19 protein-coding genes are annotated in these 19,838 nt (G+C 75.4%); 12 read left to right on the top strand and 7 right to left on the bottom strand.

Annotated elements, in window-relative coordinates; translation table 11 throughout:
- Positions 1-232 precede the first annotated feature (232 nt).
- The 8 genes from GXP71_RS13775 to GXP71_RS13810 all read left to right on the top strand — a co-directional run bounded on the left by GXP71_RS13775 (position 233) and on the right by GXP71_RS13810 (position 8,455).
- Positions 233-1,276, top strand: coding sequence for a LacI family DNA-binding transcriptional regulator (locus GXP71_RS13775; protein ID WP_162353107.1), 1,044 nt, complete (start codon positions 233-235; stop codon positions 1,274-1,276).
- 73 nt (positions 1,277-1,349) lie between these two features.
- On the top strand, positions 1,350-2,492 hold the full coding sequence (locus GXP71_RS13780; RefSeq protein WP_162353108.1) for a Gfo/Idh/MocA family protein: 1,143 nt from the start codon (positions 1,350-1,352) through the stop codon (positions 2,490-2,492).
- On the top strand, positions 2,489-2,641 hold the full coding sequence (locus GXP71_RS13785) for a hypothetical protein (RefSeq protein WP_162353109.1): 153 nt from the start codon (positions 2,489-2,491) through the stop codon (positions 2,639-2,641). Before GXP71_RS13780 ends, GXP71_RS13785 begins: the two co-directional genes overlap by 4 nt.
- Positions 2,642-2,711: 70 nt before the next feature.
- Entirely contained in the window at positions 2,712-4,709 is a 1,998-nt protein-coding gene (locus tag GXP71_RS13790; protein ID WP_162353110.1) for a beta-galactosidase, read from the top strand.
- Between the two features lie 183 nt (positions 4,710-4,892).
- Entirely contained in the window at positions 4,893-5,306 is a 414-nt protein-coding gene (locus GXP71_RS13795) for a hypothetical protein (RefSeq protein ID WP_162353111.1), read from the top strand.
- 102 nt (positions 5,307-5,408) lie between these two features.
- Positions 5,409-6,071 (top strand): GNAT family N-acetyltransferase, encoded by a 663-nt coding sequence (locus tag GXP71_RS13800; protein ID WP_162353112.1) that lies wholly within the window; start codon positions 5,409-5,411, stop codon positions 6,069-6,071.
- Positions 6,072-6,300: 229 nt separating this feature from the next.
- Positions 6,301-6,591 (top strand): hypothetical protein, encoded by a 291-nt coding sequence (locus GXP71_RS13805; protein WP_162353113.1) that lies wholly within the window; start codon positions 6,301-6,303, stop codon positions 6,589-6,591.
- Positions 6,592-6,754: 163 nt separating this feature from the next.
- Positions 6,755-8,455, top strand: a complete 1,701-nt coding sequence (locus tag GXP71_RS13810; RefSeq protein ID WP_162353114.1) for a bifunctional 3'-5' exonuclease/DNA polymerase — start codon at positions 6,755-6,757, stop codon at positions 8,453-8,455.
- Between the two features lie 3 nt (positions 8,456-8,458).
- Here GXP71_RS13810 and GXP71_RS13815 read toward each other — a convergent pair whose 3' ends face one another.
- Positions 8,459-9,109, bottom strand: coding sequence for a hypothetical protein (locus GXP71_RS13815; protein WP_162353115.1), 651 nt, complete (start codon positions 9,107-9,109; stop codon positions 8,459-8,461).
- Between the two features lie 60 nt (positions 9,110-9,169).
- Between GXP71_RS13815 and GXP71_RS13820 the strand changes: the two genes are divergently transcribed.
- Positions 9,170-10,030 carry a hypothetical protein gene (locus GXP71_RS13820; protein WP_162353116.1) on the top strand — a complete coding sequence of 287 codons (861 nt, stop codon included), beginning with the start codon at positions 9,170-9,172 and terminating at the stop codon, positions 10,028-10,030.
- Positions 10,027-10,407 carry a GntR family transcriptional regulator gene (locus GXP71_RS13825; RefSeq protein WP_162353117.1) on the top strand — a complete coding sequence of 127 codons (381 nt, stop codon included), beginning with the start codon at positions 10,027-10,029 and terminating at the stop codon, positions 10,405-10,407. Before GXP71_RS13820 ends, GXP71_RS13825 begins: the two co-directional genes overlap by 4 nt.
- 9 nt (positions 10,408-10,416) lie before the next feature.
- Here the strand turns inward: GXP71_RS13825 and GXP71_RS13830 are convergent, their stop codons facing one another.
- Positions 10,417-11,001, bottom strand: a complete 585-nt coding sequence (locus GXP71_RS13830; RefSeq protein ID WP_162353118.1) for a helix-turn-helix domain-containing protein — start codon at positions 10,999-11,001, stop codon at positions 10,417-10,419.
- A 181-nt stretch (positions 11,002-11,182) separates the two neighbouring features.
- Between GXP71_RS13830 and GXP71_RS20660 the strand changes: the two genes are divergently transcribed.
- Together GXP71_RS20660 and GXP71_RS13840 are read left to right on the top strand one after the other, a co-directional pair.
- The gene (locus GXP71_RS20660; RefSeq protein WP_162353119.1) at positions 11,183-12,985 is read left to right on the top strand and encodes a bifunctional NAD(P)/FAD-dependent oxidoreductase/class I SAM-dependent methyltransferase; all 1,803 of its coding nucleotides are present in this window, start codon (positions 11,183-11,185) and stop codon (positions 12,983-12,985) included.
- A 215-nt stretch (positions 12,986-13,200) separates the two neighbouring features.
- Positions 13,201-13,830 carry a hypothetical protein gene (locus tag GXP71_RS13840; RefSeq protein ID WP_162353120.1) on the top strand — a complete coding sequence of 210 codons (630 nt, stop codon included), beginning with the start codon at positions 13,201-13,203 and terminating at the stop codon, positions 13,828-13,830.
- Here the strand turns inward: GXP71_RS13840 and GXP71_RS13845 are convergent.
- The 5 genes from GXP71_RS13845 to GXP71_RS13865 form a co-directional block, all read right to left on the bottom strand.
- Positions 13,800-14,414 (bottom strand): GNAT family N-acetyltransferase, encoded by a 615-nt coding sequence (locus tag GXP71_RS13845; RefSeq protein ID WP_162353121.1) that lies wholly within the window; start codon positions 14,412-14,414, stop codon positions 13,800-13,802. The two genes, GXP71_RS13840 and GXP71_RS13845, sit on opposite strands and share 31 nt — an antisense overlap.
- 111 nt (positions 14,415-14,525) lie before the next feature.
- Positions 14,526-16,196: a CHAP domain-containing protein gene (locus GXP71_RS13850; protein WP_162353122.1), complete on the bottom strand. Its 1,671-nt coding sequence runs from the start codon at positions 16,194-16,196 to the stop codon at positions 14,526-14,528.
- Positions 16,197-16,343: 147 nt separating this feature from the next.
- Positions 16,344-17,072 (bottom strand): cupin domain-containing protein, encoded by a 729-nt coding sequence (locus GXP71_RS13855; RefSeq protein WP_162353123.1) that lies wholly within the window; start codon positions 17,070-17,072, stop codon positions 16,344-16,346.
- On the bottom strand, positions 17,069-18,196 hold the full coding sequence (locus GXP71_RS13860) for a PmoA family protein (protein WP_162353124.1): 1,128 nt from the start codon (positions 18,194-18,196) through the stop codon (positions 17,069-17,071). Before GXP71_RS13860 ends, GXP71_RS13855 begins: the two co-directional genes overlap by 4 nt.
- Entirely contained in the window at positions 18,193-19,662 is a 1,470-nt protein-coding gene (locus tag GXP71_RS13865; RefSeq protein ID WP_162353125.1) for a Gfo/Idh/MocA family protein, read from the bottom strand. The genes GXP71_RS13860 and GXP71_RS13865 overlap by 4 nt, the downstream gene beginning before the upstream one ends.
- Between the last annotated feature and the right edge of the window lie 176 nt (positions 19,663-19,838).

Genomic DNA, 19,838 nt, shown 5'->3' on the forward strand with positions numbered 1-19,838 from the left:
GCCTCCGATCGTCGCGTCGTTGAAACGATTCATCGCGTAGCACTCTAGGAACGGGCCGTCCCGGGCGTCAACCCTTCCGGGCACATCGGTTCGGGAAGCCCTTTCCCGACGCAGCGTACTGCGCTCGCCCCGACCTGCGGCGCGCCGGGAGACCGCCGACCGGTCGTGCCGACGGTCGGCCCGTGGCCGCCGATACCATCGGGGCGCGAGGACGCAGAGCGGAGGACCACGGATGGCCACCACGACCCGGGGGCGAGCGGAACGCCGCCCGTCGATCACCGACGTCGCCAAGCGCGCGGGCGTGAGCGTCGGCACCGTGTCGAACGTCCTCAACCGTCCCGACCAGGTCACCCCGGCCACGCGCGACCGCGTGCAGGCCGCGATCGACGAGCTGCAGTTCGTCCGCAACGCGTCCGCGCGTCAGCTGCGGGCCGGGACGATCCAGACCGTCGGCGCGATCGTCCTCGACATCGCCAACCCGTTCTTCACCGAGGTCGCGCGCGGCGTCGAGGACCGGCTCGCGGCCGAGGACTACACGCTCATGCTGTCGTCGTCGGACGAGGACCCCGAGCGCGAGTCGCGCTACCTGCGGCTGTTCGAGGAGCACGGCGTGCAGGGCGTCATGGTGACGCCGTCGGCCGGGTCGATCGACGCGCTGCTCGCGGCGCGCGACCGCGGCGTCGACGTCGTCCTGCTCGACGCGACGTCGCCGTTCGACGACATCTCGTCGGTCGCGGTCGACGACGTCCGCGGCGCGGCCCTCGCGATCGAGCACCTCGTCGCGCTCGGGCACCGGCGCATCGCGTTCGTCAACGGCCCGCTGAGCATCCGCCAGTGCGCCGATCGCCGCGCGGGCGTGCTGCAGGCGCTGCACGCGGCCGGGCTGGACCCCGAACGGGCGCTGGTCGAGGTCACCATCGGGTCGCTCAACGCGGACGGCGGCGAGGAGGGCGTCGCGCGGGTGCTCGACCAGTCCGACCGGCCGACCGCGGTCTTCTGCGTCAACGACCTCGCGGCGCTCGGCGTGCTGCGCGGCCTGCGGGCGCGCGACGTCGCCGTGCCGGCGGAGATGGCCGTCGTCGGGTACGACGACGTGACGTTCGCGTCGATGCTCACCGTGCCGCTGACGTCGGTCCGGCAGCCGACGCACCAGCTCGGCTGGACCGCCGCCGACCTGCTGCTGCGCCAGCGCACCGAGGGCGAGCGGTTCCAGCACCAGCGCGTGCAGTTCCAGCCGGAGCTGGTCGTGCGGGGCTCGTCCGACCCGAACGCCTGACCGCCTCCCCTGGACAGGAGGCAAGCGCTTCCCCGTACAGTGAGACGATTCAATCCGTCGCAAAGGAGCGCACGTGACCGACTCGACCTCCGCGCCCGACGCCGTCCTGCGCGTCGCGATCGTCGGCACCGGCGCCATCGCGCACGCCCACCAGCAGGTCCTCGACGCCGACCCGGGCGCGGCCGTCGTCGCCGTCGCGGACCCGAACCCCGAGGTCCGGGACGTCTTCGCGGACCGGTACGGGATCGCCGGCCGGTACGGCTCGCTCGACGAGCTGCTCGCCGCCGAGGCCGTCGACGTCGTCCACCTGTGCACCCCGCCCGGCCTGCACCGCGACCAGGCGGTCACCGCGCTGCGCGCCGGTGCGCACGTCGTCTGCGAGAAGCCGCCCGTCCTGTCGCTCGCCGACCTCGACGCCGTCCTCGACGTCGCGCGCGCGGCCGGGCGCGAGTACGCGGTCGTGTTCCAGCAGCGCACCGGCACCGCCGTCGGGCACGTGCAGCGGCTGCTCGCCGACGGAGCGCTCGGCCGGCCGCTCGTCGGCGTCTGCCACACGCTCTGGTACCGCCGGCAGGAGGACTACTACGCCGTGCCGTGGCGCGGCAGGTGGGCGACCGAGGGCGGCGGGCCGCTGCTCGGGCTCGGCATCCACCAGCTCGACCTGCTCGCGTTCCTGCTCGGCGACTGGGCGGAGGTCGACGCGCGCGCGTTCCGGCTGGACCGCGACCTCGAGACCGAGGACACGTCGACGGCGGTCGTGCGGTTCGCGAACGGCGCGGTCGTGTCGGTCCTCACGACCGCGCTCGCGCCCCGCCAGACGAGCTACGTGCGCGTGGACACCACGCTCGGCACCGTCGAGGTCGAGCACCTGTACGGCCACGACGCCCGGTCGTGGCGGCTCACGCCCGCCCCGGCCGTGACCGGCGGCCCCGCCGAGCCCGCGCCGGACTCCTGGACCCTGCCCGTCGACGACGAGCCCAGCGGCCACACTCCCCTGCTGCGTGCCGTCTACGACGCGTTCCGCACCGGCGCACCGTTGCCGCCCGTCGCCGCCGACCCCGCCCGGTCGCTCGAGCTCGTCACCGCGATCTACGCGTCCGCCGCGCTGGGACGGCCCGTGACGAAGGCCGACCTCGCACCCGGGAGCGAGCTGCGCGGCGGCTTCCTGCACGGGATCGAGGACCTGCGGCCGGTCGCGGCGGGGACGGACACGTGAGCGGAGGCGTCACCGCCGGCGACACCCCCGCGACCCGGCGGGCGGTCGTGCAGGTCGCGGTGGCGCGCCTCGTCGACAGTCGTCTGGTGTGCGACCGCGACGAGCCCGTCGACCTCGACCTGCGCCGCGTCGCGCCCACCCTGGCCTGAACCTGCTCCCGACCCGCCCGACACCGCTCGACCCTGCACCCCGACCGCACCACCCTCGCGAGGTACTCCCATGACGAACCCCTGGCCGCTCGGCGTCGACGGCATCGCCTACGGCGGCGACTACAACCCGGAGCAGTGGCCGCTCGCGACCCGCGTCGAGGACGTCGAGCTCATGCAGCAGGCGGGCGTGACGCTCGTGAGCGTCGGCATCTTCTCGTGGGCGCAGCTCGAGCCGCGGCCGGGCGAGTACGACTTCGGGTGGCTCGACGACATCCTCGACCGGCTGGCCGCCGCGGGGATCAAGGTCGCGCTGGCCACCGCCACCGCCAGCCCGCCGCCGTGGCTGACCCGCAAGCACCCCGAGCTGCTGCCCGAGCTGGCGGACGGCACGGTGCTGCACCCGGGCGGCCGGCAGGCGTACCGGGTGTCCGCGCCGCTGTGGCGCGAGTACGCGGTCGCGATGACGCGGCGCATGGCGGAGCGGTACCGCGAGCACCCCGCACTCGCGCTGTGGCACGTCGACAACGAGCTCGGCTGCCACGTCCCGCACGACTTCTCCGACGACGCGGCCGCCGCGTTCCGCCGCTGGCTCGAGTCGCGGTACGGGACGGTCGAGGCGCTCAACGCGGCGTGGGGCACGGCGTTCTGGTCGCAGCGGTACGACTCCTTCGACGAGGTGCTGCCCCCGCGCTCCGCGCCGACGTACCCGAACCCGACGCAGCAGCTCGACTTCGCGCGCTACTCCTCCGACGAGCTGCTCGTGCACTACCGCGCGCTGCGCGACGTGCTCCGGGAGGTCACGCCGCACGTGCCGACGACGACGAACCTCATGCTGTCGACGGGCACGAAGTGGATGGACTACTTCTCCTGGGCCGGCGACCTCGACCTGGTCGCGAACGACCACTACACCCGCGCGCACGACCCGCTCGCGCACGTCGAGCTCGCGCTGAGCGCCGACCTCACGCGCGGCGTCGCGGGCGGCGACCCGTGGGTGCTCATGGAGCACTCCACGTCGGCCGTGAACTGGCAGCCGCGCAACCGCACCAAGCGGCCGGGCGAGATGCTGCGGCACTCGCTGTCGCACGTCGCGCACGGCGCCGACGCGGTCATGTACTTCCAGTGGCGGCAGTCGGCGGCGGGCGCCGAGAAGTACCACTCGGCGATGCTGCCGCACGCGGGGACGGACACCGACGTGTGGCGCTCGACCGTCGAGCTCGGCGAGGCGTTGAAGGCGATCGGCGAGATCAAGGGCTCGCGCGTGCGCTCCGACGTCGCGATCGTCTGGGACTACCCGTCCTGGTGGGGCGTCGAGCTCGACTCGCACCCGTCGACCGACGTCACCTACCCCGACCGCGTGCTCGCGCATTACCGGGCGCTGTGGGAGCGGCACGTGAGCGTCGACGTCGTGCCGCCGTCGGCGGACCTGTCGCGCTACCGGCTGGTCGTCGTCCCGACGCTCTACGTGACGTCCGACGCGGACGCCGCGAACATCGCGGCCGCGGCCGCCGCGGGCGCGACCGTGCTGGTCACGTACTTCTCGGGGATCGTCGACGAGCACGACCACGTGCGGCTCGGCGGCTACCCGGGCGCGTTCCACGACCTGCTGGGCGTCCGGACCGAGGAGTTCTGGGCCCTGCAGGAGGGCGAGACGCTGACGCTCGACGACGGGTCCACCGCCGACGTGTGGTCGGAGAAGATCCACCCGGCCGACGGGACCGAGGTCGTGCGCACGTTCGTCGACGGCGACCTCGCGGGCGGTCCCGCGGTCACCCGTCGAGCGGTGGGCGACGGGTCCGCCTGGTACCTGGCGACGCGCCTCGACGACGCGGCGCTCGGGACGCTGACCGAGACGCTGCTGGTCGAGGCCGGCGTCGAGCCCGTGCTCGCCGGGGTGCCCGCGGGCGTCGAGGTCGCCCGCCGGCAGGCCGGCGACGGCCGCTCGTGGCTGTTCGTGCTCAACCACACCGACGTGCCCGTCGACCTGCCGCCGGGTGAGGTGCTGGCCGGCCGGACGTCCGACGGCCAGGTGCACGCGGGTGGGTACGCGGTGCTGCGCGAACAGGTGTAGCCGGCCGACCGGCGACCGCTCTCCCGCGGATTTCCGGCCCACGGGCGCGGCTGCACCCCTACCATCACCGCCACGGGCCGACGGGGGCCCGTGGCGGCTGAGGGGACGCGCATGGTCGGCAACGGTGCGGGGACTGCGGCACGCGACAGGTCGGCGCGCCCACGCGGTCGGAGTCGCGGGGTCGTGATCGGCGTCGTCGCGGGGGTGGTGGTCGCGATCGCCGCCGTCGTCGTCCTGGTGGTCCTGCCCATGACCCGCACGCCCGACCCCGGCGCGCTGCTGGCCGAGCAGGGCGTGACCGACGCGACGCTCGCCCGGGGGGCGGGCACGGGCCGCGCCCGGGTCGTGGTGAGCCCGCAGGACCGGCCCGCGACCGGCGTGACCGTGACCGTGTCGTGCACGGGACGCGACGTCGCGCGCGTGTACCTCGACGGCACGTGGGAGGGCGGCGTCCCCTGCGGCGGCGACCCGCGGACCGTGGCCGGCGGTGACGTCACGGTCGGCGACGCGGTCGACCTCGGCGTCGAGCACGTGGTCGAGGTCGAGGCAGCACCCGGCGCCGTGATCGCCGTCACGGTGGCCACCGCGGGCGGCTGACCTGCGCCAGGACTCCACGTCTGACTTTTCACCCGCTGGTGTGACCCACGAGCCGGACGATCCGGTTGCAACTGGACGCTTGTCCCGGTGAGGATGCGCCACATGGCAGCGACCCCGTCCGAGCCGCCTGCCTCACGGCCGGCACCCCCTGACGTCGTCGAGCCGCTCACGCGCGCCGACCTCCCCGCCGCCGCTGCCGTCCTGGCCGCGGCGCTCGCCGACGACCCCGGTTTCCGGCACCTGTTCCCCGTGGACTCGCGACGCGAGTCCGAGCTGCGCGCGCTCTACCGGATGACACTCTCGGACGCCCTGCGCTACGGCCTCACCTACGTGACGAAGCTCGACGGCGTCGTCACCGGCGCGGTCGCGCTGTACGCGCCCGGCGGCTACCCCATGACGGCGGCCCGGTGGTGGCGGCAGGCGTTCCGCATCGCCGCGATCGCGCTGCGCACCCGCGAGCACTCGTTCGGTCTGATCAAGTTCGGCGACCTCACGGCGGAGGGTGTCCCGGCGGACGCCTGGTACGTCGAGGCGCTCGGCGTCCGGCCCGACCTGCAGCGAGCGGGCCGCGGCAAGCTGCTCATGGCGCGCGTGTTCGCGGACATCGACGCGGGCGAGGCGCCTGGCTACCTCGAGACCACCAAGCCGCTCAACGTCACCTACTACTCCGCGCTCGGGTACGCGGAGACGAGCGCGCGCGTCGCCCTGGCGCCCGAGGGGCCGTGGATCATCCCCATGGCGCGCCACCCGCGCAAGGCCGCCTGACCGCCTGGCCCGGCCCCATCACCCGACCACTAGGTCAAATTCAGGCCAAGCAAACCCTTCCCTCCGGAAAAGACAGCGTGGGATTCTGCCCTCGTCACACCCCGCACCGGGTGCCAGCGCCCGGGGACGCGGGGACCGTCCGCCCGGTCCGCCGGGCCTGTTCGGCGAGGGGTGCGCGATGGCTCTGTTCGGTGGGTGGCGACGCAAGGACCGGTCCACGGAGGCAGCCATGACGGCGGCCGTCATCCTGCCGGTCGTCGACGGCGGTGCGGCGCCCGGCGGCACCCCCGACCCCGTGGTGCCCCCCGCACCCGACGTGACGCCCGCCGCGCACGGCGGCGGGTGGTTCAGCGGCTGGTTCCACGGGTGGGGCGACGGCGGTGGGCACGGAGGACACGGCCACGGCGGGTACGACGGCGGCGGGTCCAGCGGGTTCGACGGCGGCGGGGGGTTCGGCGGCGGCGGGTTCGACGGCGGCGGCTTCGGCGGCGGGGGCGACGGCGGGGGCGGCGGGTTCTGACGCGACGCCCCGGGTGCCGGTAGGTCCTGCGCTCAGGCGCCCGGTGCGGTCATCGGGCGCCTGGTCCCGTCCGCGGACGCACGGCACGGTCTGTCGGCGCACGGCGCGGTCCGCGGGCGCACGGCGCGCGCCGCCGTGTCGGTGGCGGGCCCGACAATGGCACGTGCCCTACGTGCTGATCGCCGACGACCCGGACCGGGCCGGCGGCGTGCTCCTGCGGCACGCGTCGGACGACGGCGAGCCGGCCCCCGACGCCGAGCGCGTCGCCGCCCGCGACCTCCCGGCGACGGTCGCGCGGTACGAGACGGACCGCCCCCGCTGGGTGTGGGACGACACCGCACGCCGCTACCCGCCCTTGCTGCGCGCGGGCGTCCGCGTCGAGCGCTGCCACGACCTGCGCCTGTGCCACGCGATCCTGCGCGGCAGCGCGTACGCGAGCGGCTCGGACCTGGCCCGTGCCCCGCGGGGGCCGTGGGACGGGCGCCGGCCGGAGGAGCCGCCGCCCGCCGAGCCGGACCTGCTCGACGAGCTGACGCTGCTCGACGACCCCGGTGCCCCGGCGGCGGCACCGGTCGACGCCGACGACGTCCCGCTCGACGTCGCCGACGAGCTCGCGCGACAGCTGGGCGCGGTCGCGGGCTCGACACACCCGGGCCGCCTGCGTCTGCTGCTCGCCGCGGAGTCGACGGGTGCGCTGATCGCTCAGGAGATGCGGCACGACGGCATGCCGTGGGACACCGCGGTGCACGACGCGCTGCTCACCGACCTGCTGGGCCCGCGCCCGCGGGGCGGCCGGCCGGCGCGCCTCGAGGCGCTGGTCGAGCAGATCCGGGGGCACCTGGTCCAGCCGACGCTCAACCCCGACTCGCAGCCGGACCTGCTGCGCGGCCTGCGGCTCGCCGGGTTCGACGTGCAGTCGACGTCGAAGTGGGAGATCCGCGCGCTCGACCACCCCGTGCGCGAGCCGCTCCTCGAGTACAAGTCGCTCTCGCGCCTGCTCTCGGCGAACGGCTGGGCGTGGATGGACACGTGGATCCACGACGGCCGCTTCCGGCCCGAGTACGTGCCGGGCGGTGTCGTCTCGGGCCGATGGGCGACGAACGGCGGGGGTGCGCTCCAGCTCCCCGCGGCGATCCGGGCGGCGGTGCGGGCGGACGACGGCTGGCGGCTGGTCGTCGCGGACGCGTCCCAGCTCGAGCCGCGCGTGCTCGCGGCCATGTCCGGCGACGCCGCGATGGCGGCCGCGGGTCGGCAGGCGGACCTGTACCAGGGCGTGGTCGACGCGGGCACGGTCGCGACGCGCTCGGACGCGAAGTACGCGATGCTCGGCGCGATCTACGGCGCGACGACGGGGGCCAGCGCGGCCCTCATGCCGCAGCTCACGCGTGCGTACCCGCGCGCGGTCGCGCTCGTCGAGGCCGCGGCGCGGGCGGGCGAGCGCGGCGAGGTCGTGACGACGTGGCTCGGCCGCTCGTCCCCCGCACCGGACGCGGCCTGGCAGGCGGAGCTCACGGCCGCGTCGGCCGAGGGTGCGGCGGCGGAGGACGTGCGAGCGGTGCGTCGGCGGGCGCGGGACTGGGGTCGGTTCACGCGGAACTTCGTCGTGCAGGGCACCGCGGCGGAGTGGGCGCTGTGCTGGATGGCGGCGCTGCGGCGCCGGCTGCGCGAGGTCGACGGGCGGCCGCACCTCGTGTTCTTCCTGCACGACGAGGTCATGGTGCACTCCCCTGCCGCGGTCGCCGACGAGGTCGCCGAGGCCGTGCGGGCGGCGGCCGTGGAGGCGGGCCGCCTGCTGTTCGGCGCGACGCCCGTGGACTTCGCGCTGAACGTGTCCGTGGTCGAGAGCTACGACCGCGCGAAGTGAGGCTCAGGCGGCGTCGCAGTCCTCGACGAACGTGGGCGCCGCGAGGGCCGGGAGGTGCTCGGTGACGGGGCCGACGAGGGTCCGCAGCCGGACCTCCGGACCGTCGACGAGGCGCTGCACGGCCGCGCAGTCCGCGACGTCCCAGAGGACGACGAGCGAGGAACCCGCGTCCTGCGGCACCGGGGCGGGCAGCGGCACGGCGTCCGCGAACGGCTCGCCGGGGACCGGGACGGGTCCGTCCTCGACGAAGATCGCGTCCGTCGACGAGCCGCCCCCGGTCTGCGCCGTCGCCGGTGCGACCCAGGCGCCGAGCACGCGGGCGCCGGGCACGTCGCCGACCGACTCGACCGTCAGGCGACCGACGCCGCCCGGCACGAGGTCGACGCCGACGAGCACCCGGTCCGCGTCGAGCGCGCGCGCGGCGCCACCGGCCGCACCGCTCGGGTCGACGACCGAGGGCCGCGCCCCGGCCGAGACCCACCCGCCGACGAGCACCGCGACGACGAGCGCGCCGACCGCGAGCGCCGCGCTGCGGCGAGGCCGCGGGACGAGCCCGTCGACGTCGGGGTCGTCGGCGACGGCGAGCGGGCCGTCGAGGTCGCCGGCGACGGCGAGCGGTTCATCGGGGTCCGTCGTGGTGCCGTCCGCGATCATTGGCCTAATGTACTATGCCAATGGGCCAGACGGTGGCTCGTCGACGCACAGGAGGACGCGATGGCGACGCTCACGGGACTCGTGGCGCTCCTCCTGGTCGGCGGGCTCGTCGTCGTGCTCGTGACGGTCGCGCGCAGCCGCCCGTCCGCCGCCGACCTCGCATGGCTCACCGGGAACCCCGACCCGCCGCACGACGAGGCCGAGGTCGTGTCCCGCTACCTGCGGCGGCACCGCACGGACCGCGTCGTCGGCGCCCTCACCGGCGTGTGCCTCGCGGTCGTCGTCGGGATCCGCTGGTACGGCACGCTCGTCGTCGGGGTCGGCGGACGCAGCCCTCTGGCCGACCCGTTGTTCCTCGGTCTCACGGGCGTCGTCGTCGGCGCGCTCGCCGCGGAGTCCTTCCGGCTGCCCCGCCCGCAGGGACCCGTCCGCGCCTCCCTCGTCCCGCGCGCCGACGGAGCGGGTGCCGGGCACGTCCGCGCGGCCCGTGTGACGGCGGCCGTCGCGACCCTGCTCACCAGCGCCGACCTCGTGCACGCCGCGCTCGCCCGCGACGACGTGGCCGCGGCGACCGGCACCGCGGTCACGTTGCTGCTCGGCCTCGCGGTCGTGGCGCTCGCCGAGCTCACGCGCGCGCGGGTCGTGGGCCGCCGACGGCCCGTGCTGTCCGCGCGCGCCACGCGGCTCGACGAGCGGCTGCGCGCGTTCGCGACCGGCTCGGTCGCCCACCTGGAGCTCGCCGCTGCCGTGCTCACCGCCGCCTGGGTCGTGTCCGCGACCTCCCTGCTGCCCGACGACGCGGACTGGCTGGGCGTCGTCGCGGTCGTCACGGGCCTCGTGGTCGCCGTCGTCCAGCTGCGCGCCGCCCGCCCGCGACCGCCGCGCGCACCGCGCCTCTCGGGCAGCGTCGTCGCCGCATGATCGTCCAGGTCGACCCCGGCTCGCCCGTCCCCGTCTTCGAGCAGCTGCGCGCGCAGGTCGAGCGGCTCGTCGCGTCGGGTGCGCTCGCACCCGGCAGCCGCCTGCCGACCATCCGTCACCTCGCCGCGGACCTGGGGATCGCCCGCGGCACCGTCCAGCGGGTGTACGACGAGCTCGCGCGCGACGGCTGGGTGCGGACCGCCGGCCGCCACGGGACCGTCGTCGCCGACCGCGTGCCTGCGCCTGCCGACCCCGCGGCGCTGCCGCAGGCCGCCGACCGGCTGGCCCTCGTCGCCCGCCAGCTCGGCATCGACGCGCGCGACGTCCACGCGGCGCTCGACGCGGCCCTCGCCCGGACGGGCACCGCGCGCACCTGACGAGTGCGCTCAGGAGCGGCGCTGCTGCGCGCGGACGTGCAGGCGCTCGCCCTGCGGGCCGAACAGGGTCAGGAGCTCGACCGGGTCGGGGCCGCGGTTGAGGATCGCGTGCGGCGTGCGGGTGTCGAACTCGGCGACCTCTCCCGGCCCGAGCGTGAGGTCGTGCTCGCCGAGCAGCAGCCGCAGCCGGCCGGACAGGACGTAGAGCCACTCCCAGCCTTCGTGGACCTTGAGCTCGGGGTCGACGGACGACGCCCCGGGCGGGATGACGACCTTGTACGCGCGCAGCCCGCCCGGCCGGCGGGTCAGCGGGACGAACGTGCGGTCGTGCCGCTGGAACGGGCGCGCGTACACGCGCGGATCGCCGGTCGCGGGGGCGTCGACGAGCTCGTCGAGCGGCACCTGGTACTCGCGGGCGAGAGGGAGCAGGAGCTCGAGCGTCGGACGCCGCCCGCCGGACTCGAGGCGGGAGAGCGTCGAGACCGAGACGCCGGTCGCGTCGGCGACCTGCGCGAGCGTGAGGCCGCGCTCGGAGCGCAGCGCGCGCAGCCGGGCGCCGACCGCGTCGAGCGCGGCGTCGATGTCGTCGGCCATGGTCCTCACCTCTCCGGGAGAAGTCGGTCGGCGACGGGCGGACGCCTTGGGCCGCTGTTGCCGGAACAGCAACGGATGTTGCCATCCCATCGTCGCACGGCGCACAGTCGTCGACAGGCCGCCCTGCGTCGGGTGCGGCGACGAGCGCGGGCCGTGACGGCCCGAGGGACGAGGAGCGGACATGGACGAGCGGTACGACGTCGTGGTCGTCGGCGGGGGCACCGCCGGGCTGAGCGGCGCGCTCATGCTGGGGCGCGCACGCCGGTCGGTGCTGGTGGTCGACGCGGGCGAGCCGCGCAACGCGCCTGCGGCGCACGCGCACGGGATGCTCACGCGCGACGGGACCCCGCCGCTCGAGCTGCTGGCCGCCGGCCGCGCCGAGGTCGCGCGGTACGGCGTGCACGTCGAGCCCGGTGAGGTGCGGGCCGTGCACCAGGAGGGCGGCACGTTCACGGTCGAGCTCGCCGACGGCCGCTCCGTCGTCGCGCGCGCCGTGCTCTCCGCGACCGGGCTCCGCGACGAGCTCCCCGACGTGGCCGGCGTCGCCGAGCGCTGGGGCACCGACGTGCTGCACTGCCCCTACTGCCACGGCTGGGAGGTGCGCGACCGGGCCGTCGTGATCGTCGGGACCAACCCGATGGCCGCGCACGCCGCCCTGCTGTGGCGGCAGTGGACGTCCGACGTCACGCTCGTCCGGCACACCGCGCCCGCGCTCGCACCCGACGACGTCGAACGGCTCACGGCGACGGGCGTGCGGCTCGTCGACGACCGTGCGACCGCCGTCGACGGCCCGTCCGGCGACCTCACCGTCCGGCTCGGGTCCGGCGCGACCCTGCCCGCCGGAGCTGTCGTGGTCGGTACGCGCGTGGTCGCCCGCGCCGAGCACCTCGCACCCCTCGGCCTGCACCCCGTCCCGCTCCTCGTCGACGGGCACGAGATCGGCCGCGCCGTCCCCGCCGACCCCTTCGGCGCGACGACCCTGCCCGGCGTGTGGGTCGCGGGCAACGTGACCGACCTGCGCGCGACCGTCGTCGTCTCCGCGGCGGCCGGCGCGACCGCGGGCGCGCAGGTCAACGCGTGGCTGGTGATGCAGGACGCGGAGGCGGCCGTCGCTCGCGCTGCCACCGGCGACCGCGAGCGTCACGGGGAGAAGGCCGGCGTCGACGGGACGGCCGTGACGGACGACGCGTCCAGCGATGTGCACGGTGACGGTCCCCCGCACGGTGATGCCGGTGCGAGCGGCGACGGACACGCAGGCGGAGACGGCCGTGAGCATCGGCACGGGCCCGCGCACGGGCACGGCGACGACGGCGGACGGCACGTCGACCCGACGCACGGCATCGAGCTGCCCGACGAGCTCGCCGGGATGTTCGCGCCGGAGTTCTGGGAGGAGCGCTACGCCGGCGCCCGGCAGTGGTCCGGCCGCCCCAACGGCACGCTCGTCGACGAGGTCGGCGACCTGCCCCCGGGGCGCGCGCTGGACATCGCCGCGGGCGAGGGCGGTGACGCCGTCTGGCTCGCGCAGCGCGGGTGGCACGTCACCGCGACCGACTGGGCCGCCGGCGGGCTCGCGCGCGGCGAGGCGACCGCGGCGGAGCACGGCGTCGAGGACCGCGTGACGTGGCGGCAGGCCGACATCACGTCCGACGACGGCTGGGACGACGCACCGTACGACCTCGTCACGTCGCACTACCTCCACCTGCCGCCCGCGCAGCGGCCCGCGGCGGTCGCGCGCATGGCGGCGCTCGTGGGGCCGGGCGGCACGCTGCTCGTCGTCGGGCACCACGCGGCGGACCTCGGCACCACGATGCGGCGCCCGCACGTCCCGGAGCTGTTCGCCGACGCCGACGAGGTCGCGGCGCTGCTCGACCCCGCGCAGTGGGAGGTCGTCACCGCCGAGGCCCGGCCGCGCGACGCGGTCGACCCCGAGGGCCGGCCCGTCGTCCTGCACGACGCGATCCTCCGCGCGCGCCGCCGCTCCTGACGCGCGCGACGGGTGGACGGCGACCTCCCGGCCCGCCCGGCGCCACCACGGCGACGGGCACCGCCCGTCTCGACCCGTCCCCCACGCCCGTCCCCGGCGACGTCCGCGCGGCGCGACCGTCGCCCGGCGGGCCGGCGCCCCACCGCGCGGTGACCCGCCCGGCGTCGTAGCGTCACCCCGACATCGGACGGGCCGCGGCCCTGGGCGGAGGCGACGTGACGCGCGAGGACCAGACGGTGCGACCGCCGGTGCGCGACCTGCTGCGGGGCCCCGGCGGCGTCGTGCGGGTCCTCGCGCTCGTCAGCGTCGTGGTCGCGCTCGTGACGCTCGGCCCGGTCGACGCGGCGCTGCTCGTGCTCGTCGTCGGCGGTGTGGCGCTGCCTCCGCTCGGCGGGGTGCCGCCGTGGCTCGACGCGGCGTACGGCGTGGGGCTGCTCGCGTCGGCGTGGGCGGGCGTGCTCGGGCTCTACGAGGCGGTGGCCTGGCTCGACGTCGTCATGCACCTGGTCGTCACGGGCCTGGTCGCGGCGGTCGCGCACCTGCTGCTCGCGGTGCGCACGGGTGCGGTGGTCGACCCGCGCGGCGCGCGCGCCGAGGGTCGCGGTGCGGCGTCCGTGCTGGTCACGGCCGCTCTCGGCACCACCCTGAGCGTCGCGTGGGAGATCGGCGAGTACCTCGGCCACACGTACCTCGACCCGACGATCTACGTCGCGTACGGCGACACGATCGGCGACATGGTCATGGGTGCGCTCGGGTCGACGATCGCCGGTGCGGTGCTCGTGCGGCGTGGCGGCAGAGCACCGGCGCGGCCCGCTCAGCCGACCCGTGCGGCCGGCTCCACGTAGGTCGTCATGACGCAGTTGCCCTGACCCTTGGGGCGGTCGTACGTGAAGCCGAGCTGCTCGTACATCGTGCGCGTCGCGTTGTAGAGGAACGACGCCGACGTCTTCTTCCCGGGCGGCAGGTCGTGCGGGTACGACTCGACGAGCCCGCCGCCGGCGTCGGCGATCAGCGCGAGCGCGCCGCGCACCGCGACCGACGCCATGCCGCTGCGCCGGTGGTCGCGGTCCACGAACAGGCACGTGATCCGGAAGTCCGGCCGTCGCACGGCCTCCCGCTCCCACTGCTTGCGGTGGTGGATGTTCGCGACCTCGTCGACGGGCCCGTACTGCGCCCATGCGACCGCCGCGTCACCGTCGAGCACGAGGGCCGCGTGCGCGCGACCGGCCAGGACGAGCTGCCGCTTGAACTCGCGGTGCCCGACCGCGCGGCGCTCCTCCGTCGGGTCGGGGTACAGGTGGAAGTACGTGCACCAGCACCCGCCCCACACGCCGTTGTGCTTCTCCGCGAGGTCGGCGAACAGGTCCCACGTGTCCGGACCGAGCGGCACGACCCGGTAACCGTCGACCACGATCTCTGACACGTTCACCCCCGCGACCGTAGGGAGGTCCCCGCACGGTGGCAACACCCTCGCGGAGCGACGGGGGCCGAGCGCCCGTGGGCCGGCCCGCCACCTCGGCGGACCGGCCCACGGAAGCGATCAGGCTCCTGCGTCGGGGAAGGTCGCGAGCCAGGCAGACGGGACGTTCCACCACGCCGGCCGCGACATCGCGGCGTACTCCTCCGGCGTGAGGTGCCGCTTGACGCCGTCGACGACCTCGTAGACGGCCGTCGTCGAGACGTCTCTCAGGATCCACCGGCCCACCGGCCGCTCGGCCGACGCGCGGGCGACGAGCTCGCTCGGCACGTCGAGGAAGGCCGGACGGCCCAGCGCCGCGTACTCCTCGGGTGCCAGGTGATACCGCGCGCCACCGACCACCTGGTACACGGCCGTCGACTGCCGGTCCCGGAGCACCCACTGGCCCGCCGGGGCACCGTCGGACAGGCGCGCGACGAGCGCCGAGGGCACGTCCTGGAACGACGGTCGACCGAGGGCTGCGTACTCGGTCGCCGACAGGTAGACCTTCGCGCCGCCGACGACCTGGTAGACCGCCGTGGTCGCTCGGTCGCGCAGGAACCATGCACCGCTCGGGGCGCCGTCGGAGATCCTTGCGGCGAACTTGGCGGGGATGTCGACCCACCGCGGGCTGCCGAGACTGACGTAGTCGTCGGGCGTGAGGTGCGTCTTGACGCCGCCGAGCACCTGGTAGACGGCGCCCGTCGTCACGTCGCGCACGTAGCGCACGCCCTCAGGTGCCGCGCTGTCGGCGCGGTCGACGAAGCCGGGCGGCACGTTGATCGCCCGGGGGCGTCCGAGCTGCGCGTACTCGCCGGCGTCGAGCCAGTAGGCCGCCCCGCCGACGATCTGGAAGATGGCGCCGTCCTCAGGCGTGCGCAGGAAGGTGTTGTCGGCGGGCATGGAGCCGTACCCGTCGAGAGCCCCCGCGGGGACGTCGCGGAACGCCGGCCGTCCGAGTGCGGCGTACTCGTCGGCCGAGATGTGGTACTTGGCTCCACCGGCGATCACGTAGACCGCGGTGTCGGGAGTGCGGACGAGGTCGCCGTCAGAGATGACCGGTGCGGCTGGCGGTGTGGGCGCCGCGGGAGGAGTCGCGACGGTCGGCGCGCCGCCGACATGGATGAAGTCCGCTCCGGCGAAGCCGTTGGTCCCGCGGACGTATACCGCCCGCCGAGCACCCCCCTTGCCGCTGTCGTACTTGGCCTCGGACGTCGCGAACCAGCTGACCGAGCCGTCGGCTGCGCGACCGACGTGTTCGACGTAGCCGACGTGATTCCCGTACCCGACGCCGTCCCACTGCACCACGTCACCACGCTGCGGGTTCTTGTCGACGGCGGACCGTCGCGCCCCGGCCTGCGCTGCGTTGTCCCAGTTCTCGGCGTTGTAGGTGCCGACACCGTCGGATGCCTTCGTGTCGAAGAACGACGCAGCGCCGGAGCTCTTCGCGCGCCACGCCGCATAGTGCGTGCAGTTGCCGCTGAAGGGCTGGAAGGTCGCACCGCCCCAGGTGACGTTCTGCCCGAGCGCGTAGCCGAAGCGGCCGAGGCAGCGGCTCACGCTCCCGCTGCCGTCACCCTCGCAGGCCCAGGATTCCCCCGGCTGGAGAAGTCCCGCAGCGACGAGCTCGGCGGTCTGGGACGCCGTCACGGACTGCCCGACGGCGACCGCCGACTGGGGTGCCACCGCGATCGCCGCGACCAGCACGGCTCCGACGAGCGCGAGCCTCCTGATGGTCGGTCTGAGAGTCTTCACCGGGTCCTCCGTGTGGTCGTCCGACGTGAGCTCGTCGAACCTAGGGGACCGTTTCGTCCCTTTGGGCCGGTTCTGCGCAGGCGTCACTCGACTGCCACCCCAACGCCCTCTCACGCGACCGCACCGCCACCTCCAGGCTGGTGCCCGCTAGCCGAGCGGCCAGGTCTGCAGGCGGCCGCACATGCCGTACCGGCGGGGCGCCGGGTCGGGACGCGCCTCGCGCACGCGCGCCGACGCGAGGTGCCCGGCAGCCCCACGGACCAGCCCTTCGAGCGCGCGGGCGGTGCCGTCGGTCTCGTGCAGCACGGTCCGGGTCCAGCGGTCCTGCCAGTGCGGGACGTACGGGCGGACCAGGCGCGCGGCGGCCTCGTGGAGCGGTCGGAGCGCCTGCGCCGGGCCGAGGCGGCGGACGTCGTCGAGCAGCTCGGCGTACCCCTCGAGGGCCAGGTCGCGACGTCGTCGCGCGGCGGCGGCGAGCTCGTCGTCGGACGCTCCCGGCCCCGGCAGCAGCGCGGCGGCCCGGTACGCGGCCGGGTCGGCGAGCACGTCCGGGGGGAAGGTGAGGACCGCGTCCCCGGCCTCCGGCAGCCCCGCGTTGCCCATGACGACGAGCACCTCGAGGTCGCCGTCGTTGACCGCGCGGTGCACGACGCCCGGGTCGAAGCGCACGACGTCGCCCGCGGCGAGGCGGTGCTCGACGAACCCGTCCGGCCCGAGGGTGTGCACCGCACCGGTGCCGCCGAGCAGGACGTACGCCTCCGCGGACGCGGTGTGCAGGTGCGGCGACCCGGACCCCGCGCGCCCGACGCCGTCGGGGGCGGGCCAGTCGTAGACGCGCAGGTGGCTGACGGAGACGCCGCCGGGCAGGAGGCTCACGACGACCCGACCGCCGTGCCCGCCGCGAGGTCGCTCGTCGCACCGCCGACCGAGGCAGCCGGGAGGCCGCTCGTCGTCGCCGCGCGTCCCGCCGGCCCGGCGTCCGGAACGTCGAGGACCGACGTGCCCAGCGCGGCGAGCGCACCCGCCCGCTCGACGTCCGACGCACCGTCGGCGACGACGACCGCGTACCGGAACGTCACCGTGCCACCGGGCCCGAAGGGCACCTCGGCCGAGAAGAACGGCGCCGGGTTGAGGCACCCGAACTGCTCGACGCGTGCGAACCACTGCGGCCCGGCACCGTCGGCCTCGCCGGTGCCGTCGACCATGACGACGGTCGACGCGCGACCCACGTCGTCGTGCCGCCCGACGAGCCCGAGCCACGGCTGGAGCGTGCCGCGCAGCTCCTCACCGCCGGTCCCGTCGGGCGCCACGAGGACGCCGTCCGTGAACGACCGCGGACCGCGCCAGAACAGCCCGCCGTAGCCGGCGTTCTCGCGCCCCCGGGTGGTCGGTGAGCCGATCGTGAGGTCGTGCGCGGACACGTTCGTCATCGTCGTGGCGAACGTGAGGACCCACGCGTCGGGCCGGTCGGCGGGCACGACGAACCCGAGCGCGCGGACCTCGTCGACGACGTGCTCACCGGCCTGCGTGTGCCACGCGAGGGTGTGCGCGAGGTCGACGCGGTCGGCGCCCACGGCGAGGACGCGCAGCTCCTGGTGGTCCATCGACCCGTCGTTGTCGAGCTGCACGTAGCCCTGCCCGTGCACGTACGTCGGGCCGCCCCAGAAGTTGTGCTCGCCCACGACGGGCAGCGACCAGGACACGCCCTTGTGCCAGACGTGGTCCCACGGGCGGAACGCGGACACCAGGTCGCCGCCGCGCGTGCGGAGCGGGTGCACGTACGGGCGCGGGCTCTCGAGCTGCGCGTCGTCGGGGACGTAGACGTAGCGCGCGAGCGTGGTGCCCGCCGCGGTGACGTCGACGGCGCGGCCGACGTCGTGCAGCGCGCCGACCGCGGGGCGCTCGTCGAGCCGCGGCAGCCGCGTGGTCCCCGTCCCCGTCCCCGTCGCGACCGGCACCCCCGACGCACCCGGCCGGACGCCGTCGACGGACCCGGTCATGCCGTGACCTCGTGCGGTGCGCGAGCCAGGTCGACGCCCAGGTCCAGGTCGTCGACGCGCACGGGCAGCCCGGTGACGAGCGACTGGTTGGCGGCGATCCCGACGGCGACCGCGCGCAGCCCGTCGAGGTACCCGGCGGGCCGGCCGAGCGCGTCCTGCGAGACGCGCAGGTGCCGCCGGAACACGTCCTTGAGCAGGATCGCGTCGCCGCCGCCGTGCCCGCCGATCCCCGCGGGGATGTCGTACGCGACGGGCGCCTCCCAGTGCCGCTGCACGAGCAGCCGCTCACCCTCGGGCCGCAGCCCGCCGGCGGCGATCCCCTCGGGCGTCGCGGACGGGTCGAGGACGACCTTGCCGTCGTCCCCGACGAGCACGGCGCCGCGCTCGACGACCTCGAGCTCCGCGCGCCCTTCGGTGCCGTTGACCGTGACCCGGTACCCCTCCCACGGGCTGTGCGCGTTGAGCGAGTACGCGAGCGTCGCGCCCGAGCGGTAGTCGACGACGAGCGCCATGTTGTCCTCGATCGTGATGCCGGGACCGAAGACGTCCTGGTCGCGCAGGTAGCCGTCGTGGTGCTCGGCGTCCAGGTAGAGCGCCTTGAGCCGCGGGTCGTCGTTGAGGTCGAGCGCGAACGGGTCGCCGGTGGTGCCGGTGCCGCGCGACGGGCGCGGGGCGAGGCCCCGGGCGGCGGCGTTGCGCTCGCCGTAGAACTTGAGGCCGCCCGACGCGTAGACGCGCGACGGGACGTCGTCGAGCCACCAGTTGACGAGGTCGAAGTGGTGGCTCGACTTGTGCACCAGGAGGCCGCCCGAGCTCTTCTTGTCGCGGTGCCAGCGGCGGAAGTAGTCGGCGCCGTGCACGGTGTCGAGCGCCCACTCGAAGTGCACGCTCGTGACCTCGCCGATCTGGCCGGACTGGATCACCTGCCGCAGCGACGAGTTCCGGGGGGCGTAGCGGTAGTTGAACGTCATGACGACGTCGCGGCCGGTGTCGGCGACGGCGCCCGTGATGCGGCGGCAACCTGCGCGGTCGGTGGTCAGGGGCTTCTCGACGACGACGTCGGCGCCCGCGGAGAGCGCGCGGGCGACGAGGTCGGCGTGCGTGTGGTCCGGGGCCGCGACGACGACGGTGTCGACGCGCTGCTCCTCGATCATCTTCTCGAGGCCCTCGGGCGTGTACCGCGGCAGGCCGGCAGGCCCGTCGTGGCCGGTCGCGCGGCCGACCTCGGCGTCGTAGTAGTCGATGCGGCCGGGGTTCGGGTCGAGCCACGCGACGAGGGTCGCGACGTCGGCGTGCTCGCCGGTGATCGCGGCGACGTACATGCCCGCACGGTGCCCGGTGCCGGCCACCGCGAACCTGCGCTGCTCTCCGGGCGGTGCGGGCGCGAAGTCCGGGACGACTCCCTGCGACGCGACGGTGCTGGCGCTGGAGGCGGGACGGGGGGCGGTGGGGTTCTGGTCGACCACGAAGATCCTCTGCTCTCGGTGCGACGTCGCACCGGTGTCGGGAAAGCGCGTTCCGTGGTTCCTAGCCTAGGTCGGCACGCGGACGGGCGCCAGGGTCTGGGACGATCGTCGAATCGATCCGCGGCATGGTCCGGGACGATCGGTCGAATCGATCCGCGACAAGGTCTGGGACGATC

It is taken from the genome of Cellulomonas sp. H30R-01 (assembly GCF_010119915.1).
Lineage (GTDB): Bacteria > Actinomycetota > Actinomycetes > Actinomycetales > Cellulomonadaceae > Cellulomonas > Cellulomonas algicola.

What these genes read in the sequence shown, in the direction of transcription:
- GXP71_RS13775 (WP_162353107.1), top strand. Translation starts at nt 233, where the DNA reads ATGGCCACCACGACCCGGGGGCGAGCGGAACGCCGCCCGTCGATCACC.
- GXP71_RS13790 (WP_162353110.1), top strand. Translation starts at nt 2,712, where the DNA reads ATGACGAACCCCTGGCCGCTCGGCGTCGACGGCATCGCCTACGGCGGC.
- GXP71_RS13800 (WP_162353112.1), top strand. Translation starts at nt 5,409, where the DNA reads ATGGCAGCGACCCCGTCCGAGCCGCCTGCCTCACGGCCGGCACCCCCT.
- GXP71_RS13805 (WP_162353113.1), top strand. Translation starts at nt 6,301, where the DNA reads ATGACGGCGGCCGTCATCCTGCCGGTCGTCGACGGCGGTGCGGCGCCC.
- GXP71_RS13815 (WP_162353115.1), bottom strand. Translation starts at nt 9,109, where the DNA reads ATGATCGCGGACGGCACCACGACGGACCCCGATGAACCGCTCGCCGTC.
- GXP71_RS13820 (WP_162353116.1), top strand. Translation starts at nt 9,170, where the DNA reads ATGGCGACGCTCACGGGACTCGTGGCGCTCCTCCTGGTCGGCGGGCTC.
- GXP71_RS13825 (WP_162353117.1), top strand. Translation starts at nt 10,027, where the DNA reads ATGATCGTCCAGGTCGACCCCGGCTCGCCCGTCCCCGTCTTCGAGCAG.
- GXP71_RS13830 (WP_162353118.1), bottom strand. Translation starts at nt 11,001, where the DNA reads ATGGCCGACGACATCGACGCCGCGCTCGACGCGGTCGGCGCCCGGCTG.
- GXP71_RS20660 (WP_162353119.1), top strand. Translation starts at nt 11,183, where the DNA reads ATGGACGAGCGGTACGACGTCGTGGTCGTCGGCGGGGGCACCGCCGGG.
- GXP71_RS13860 (WP_162353124.1), bottom strand. Translation starts at nt 18,196, where the DNA reads ATGACCGGGTCCGTCGACGGCGTCCGGCCGGGTGCGTCGGGGGTGCCG.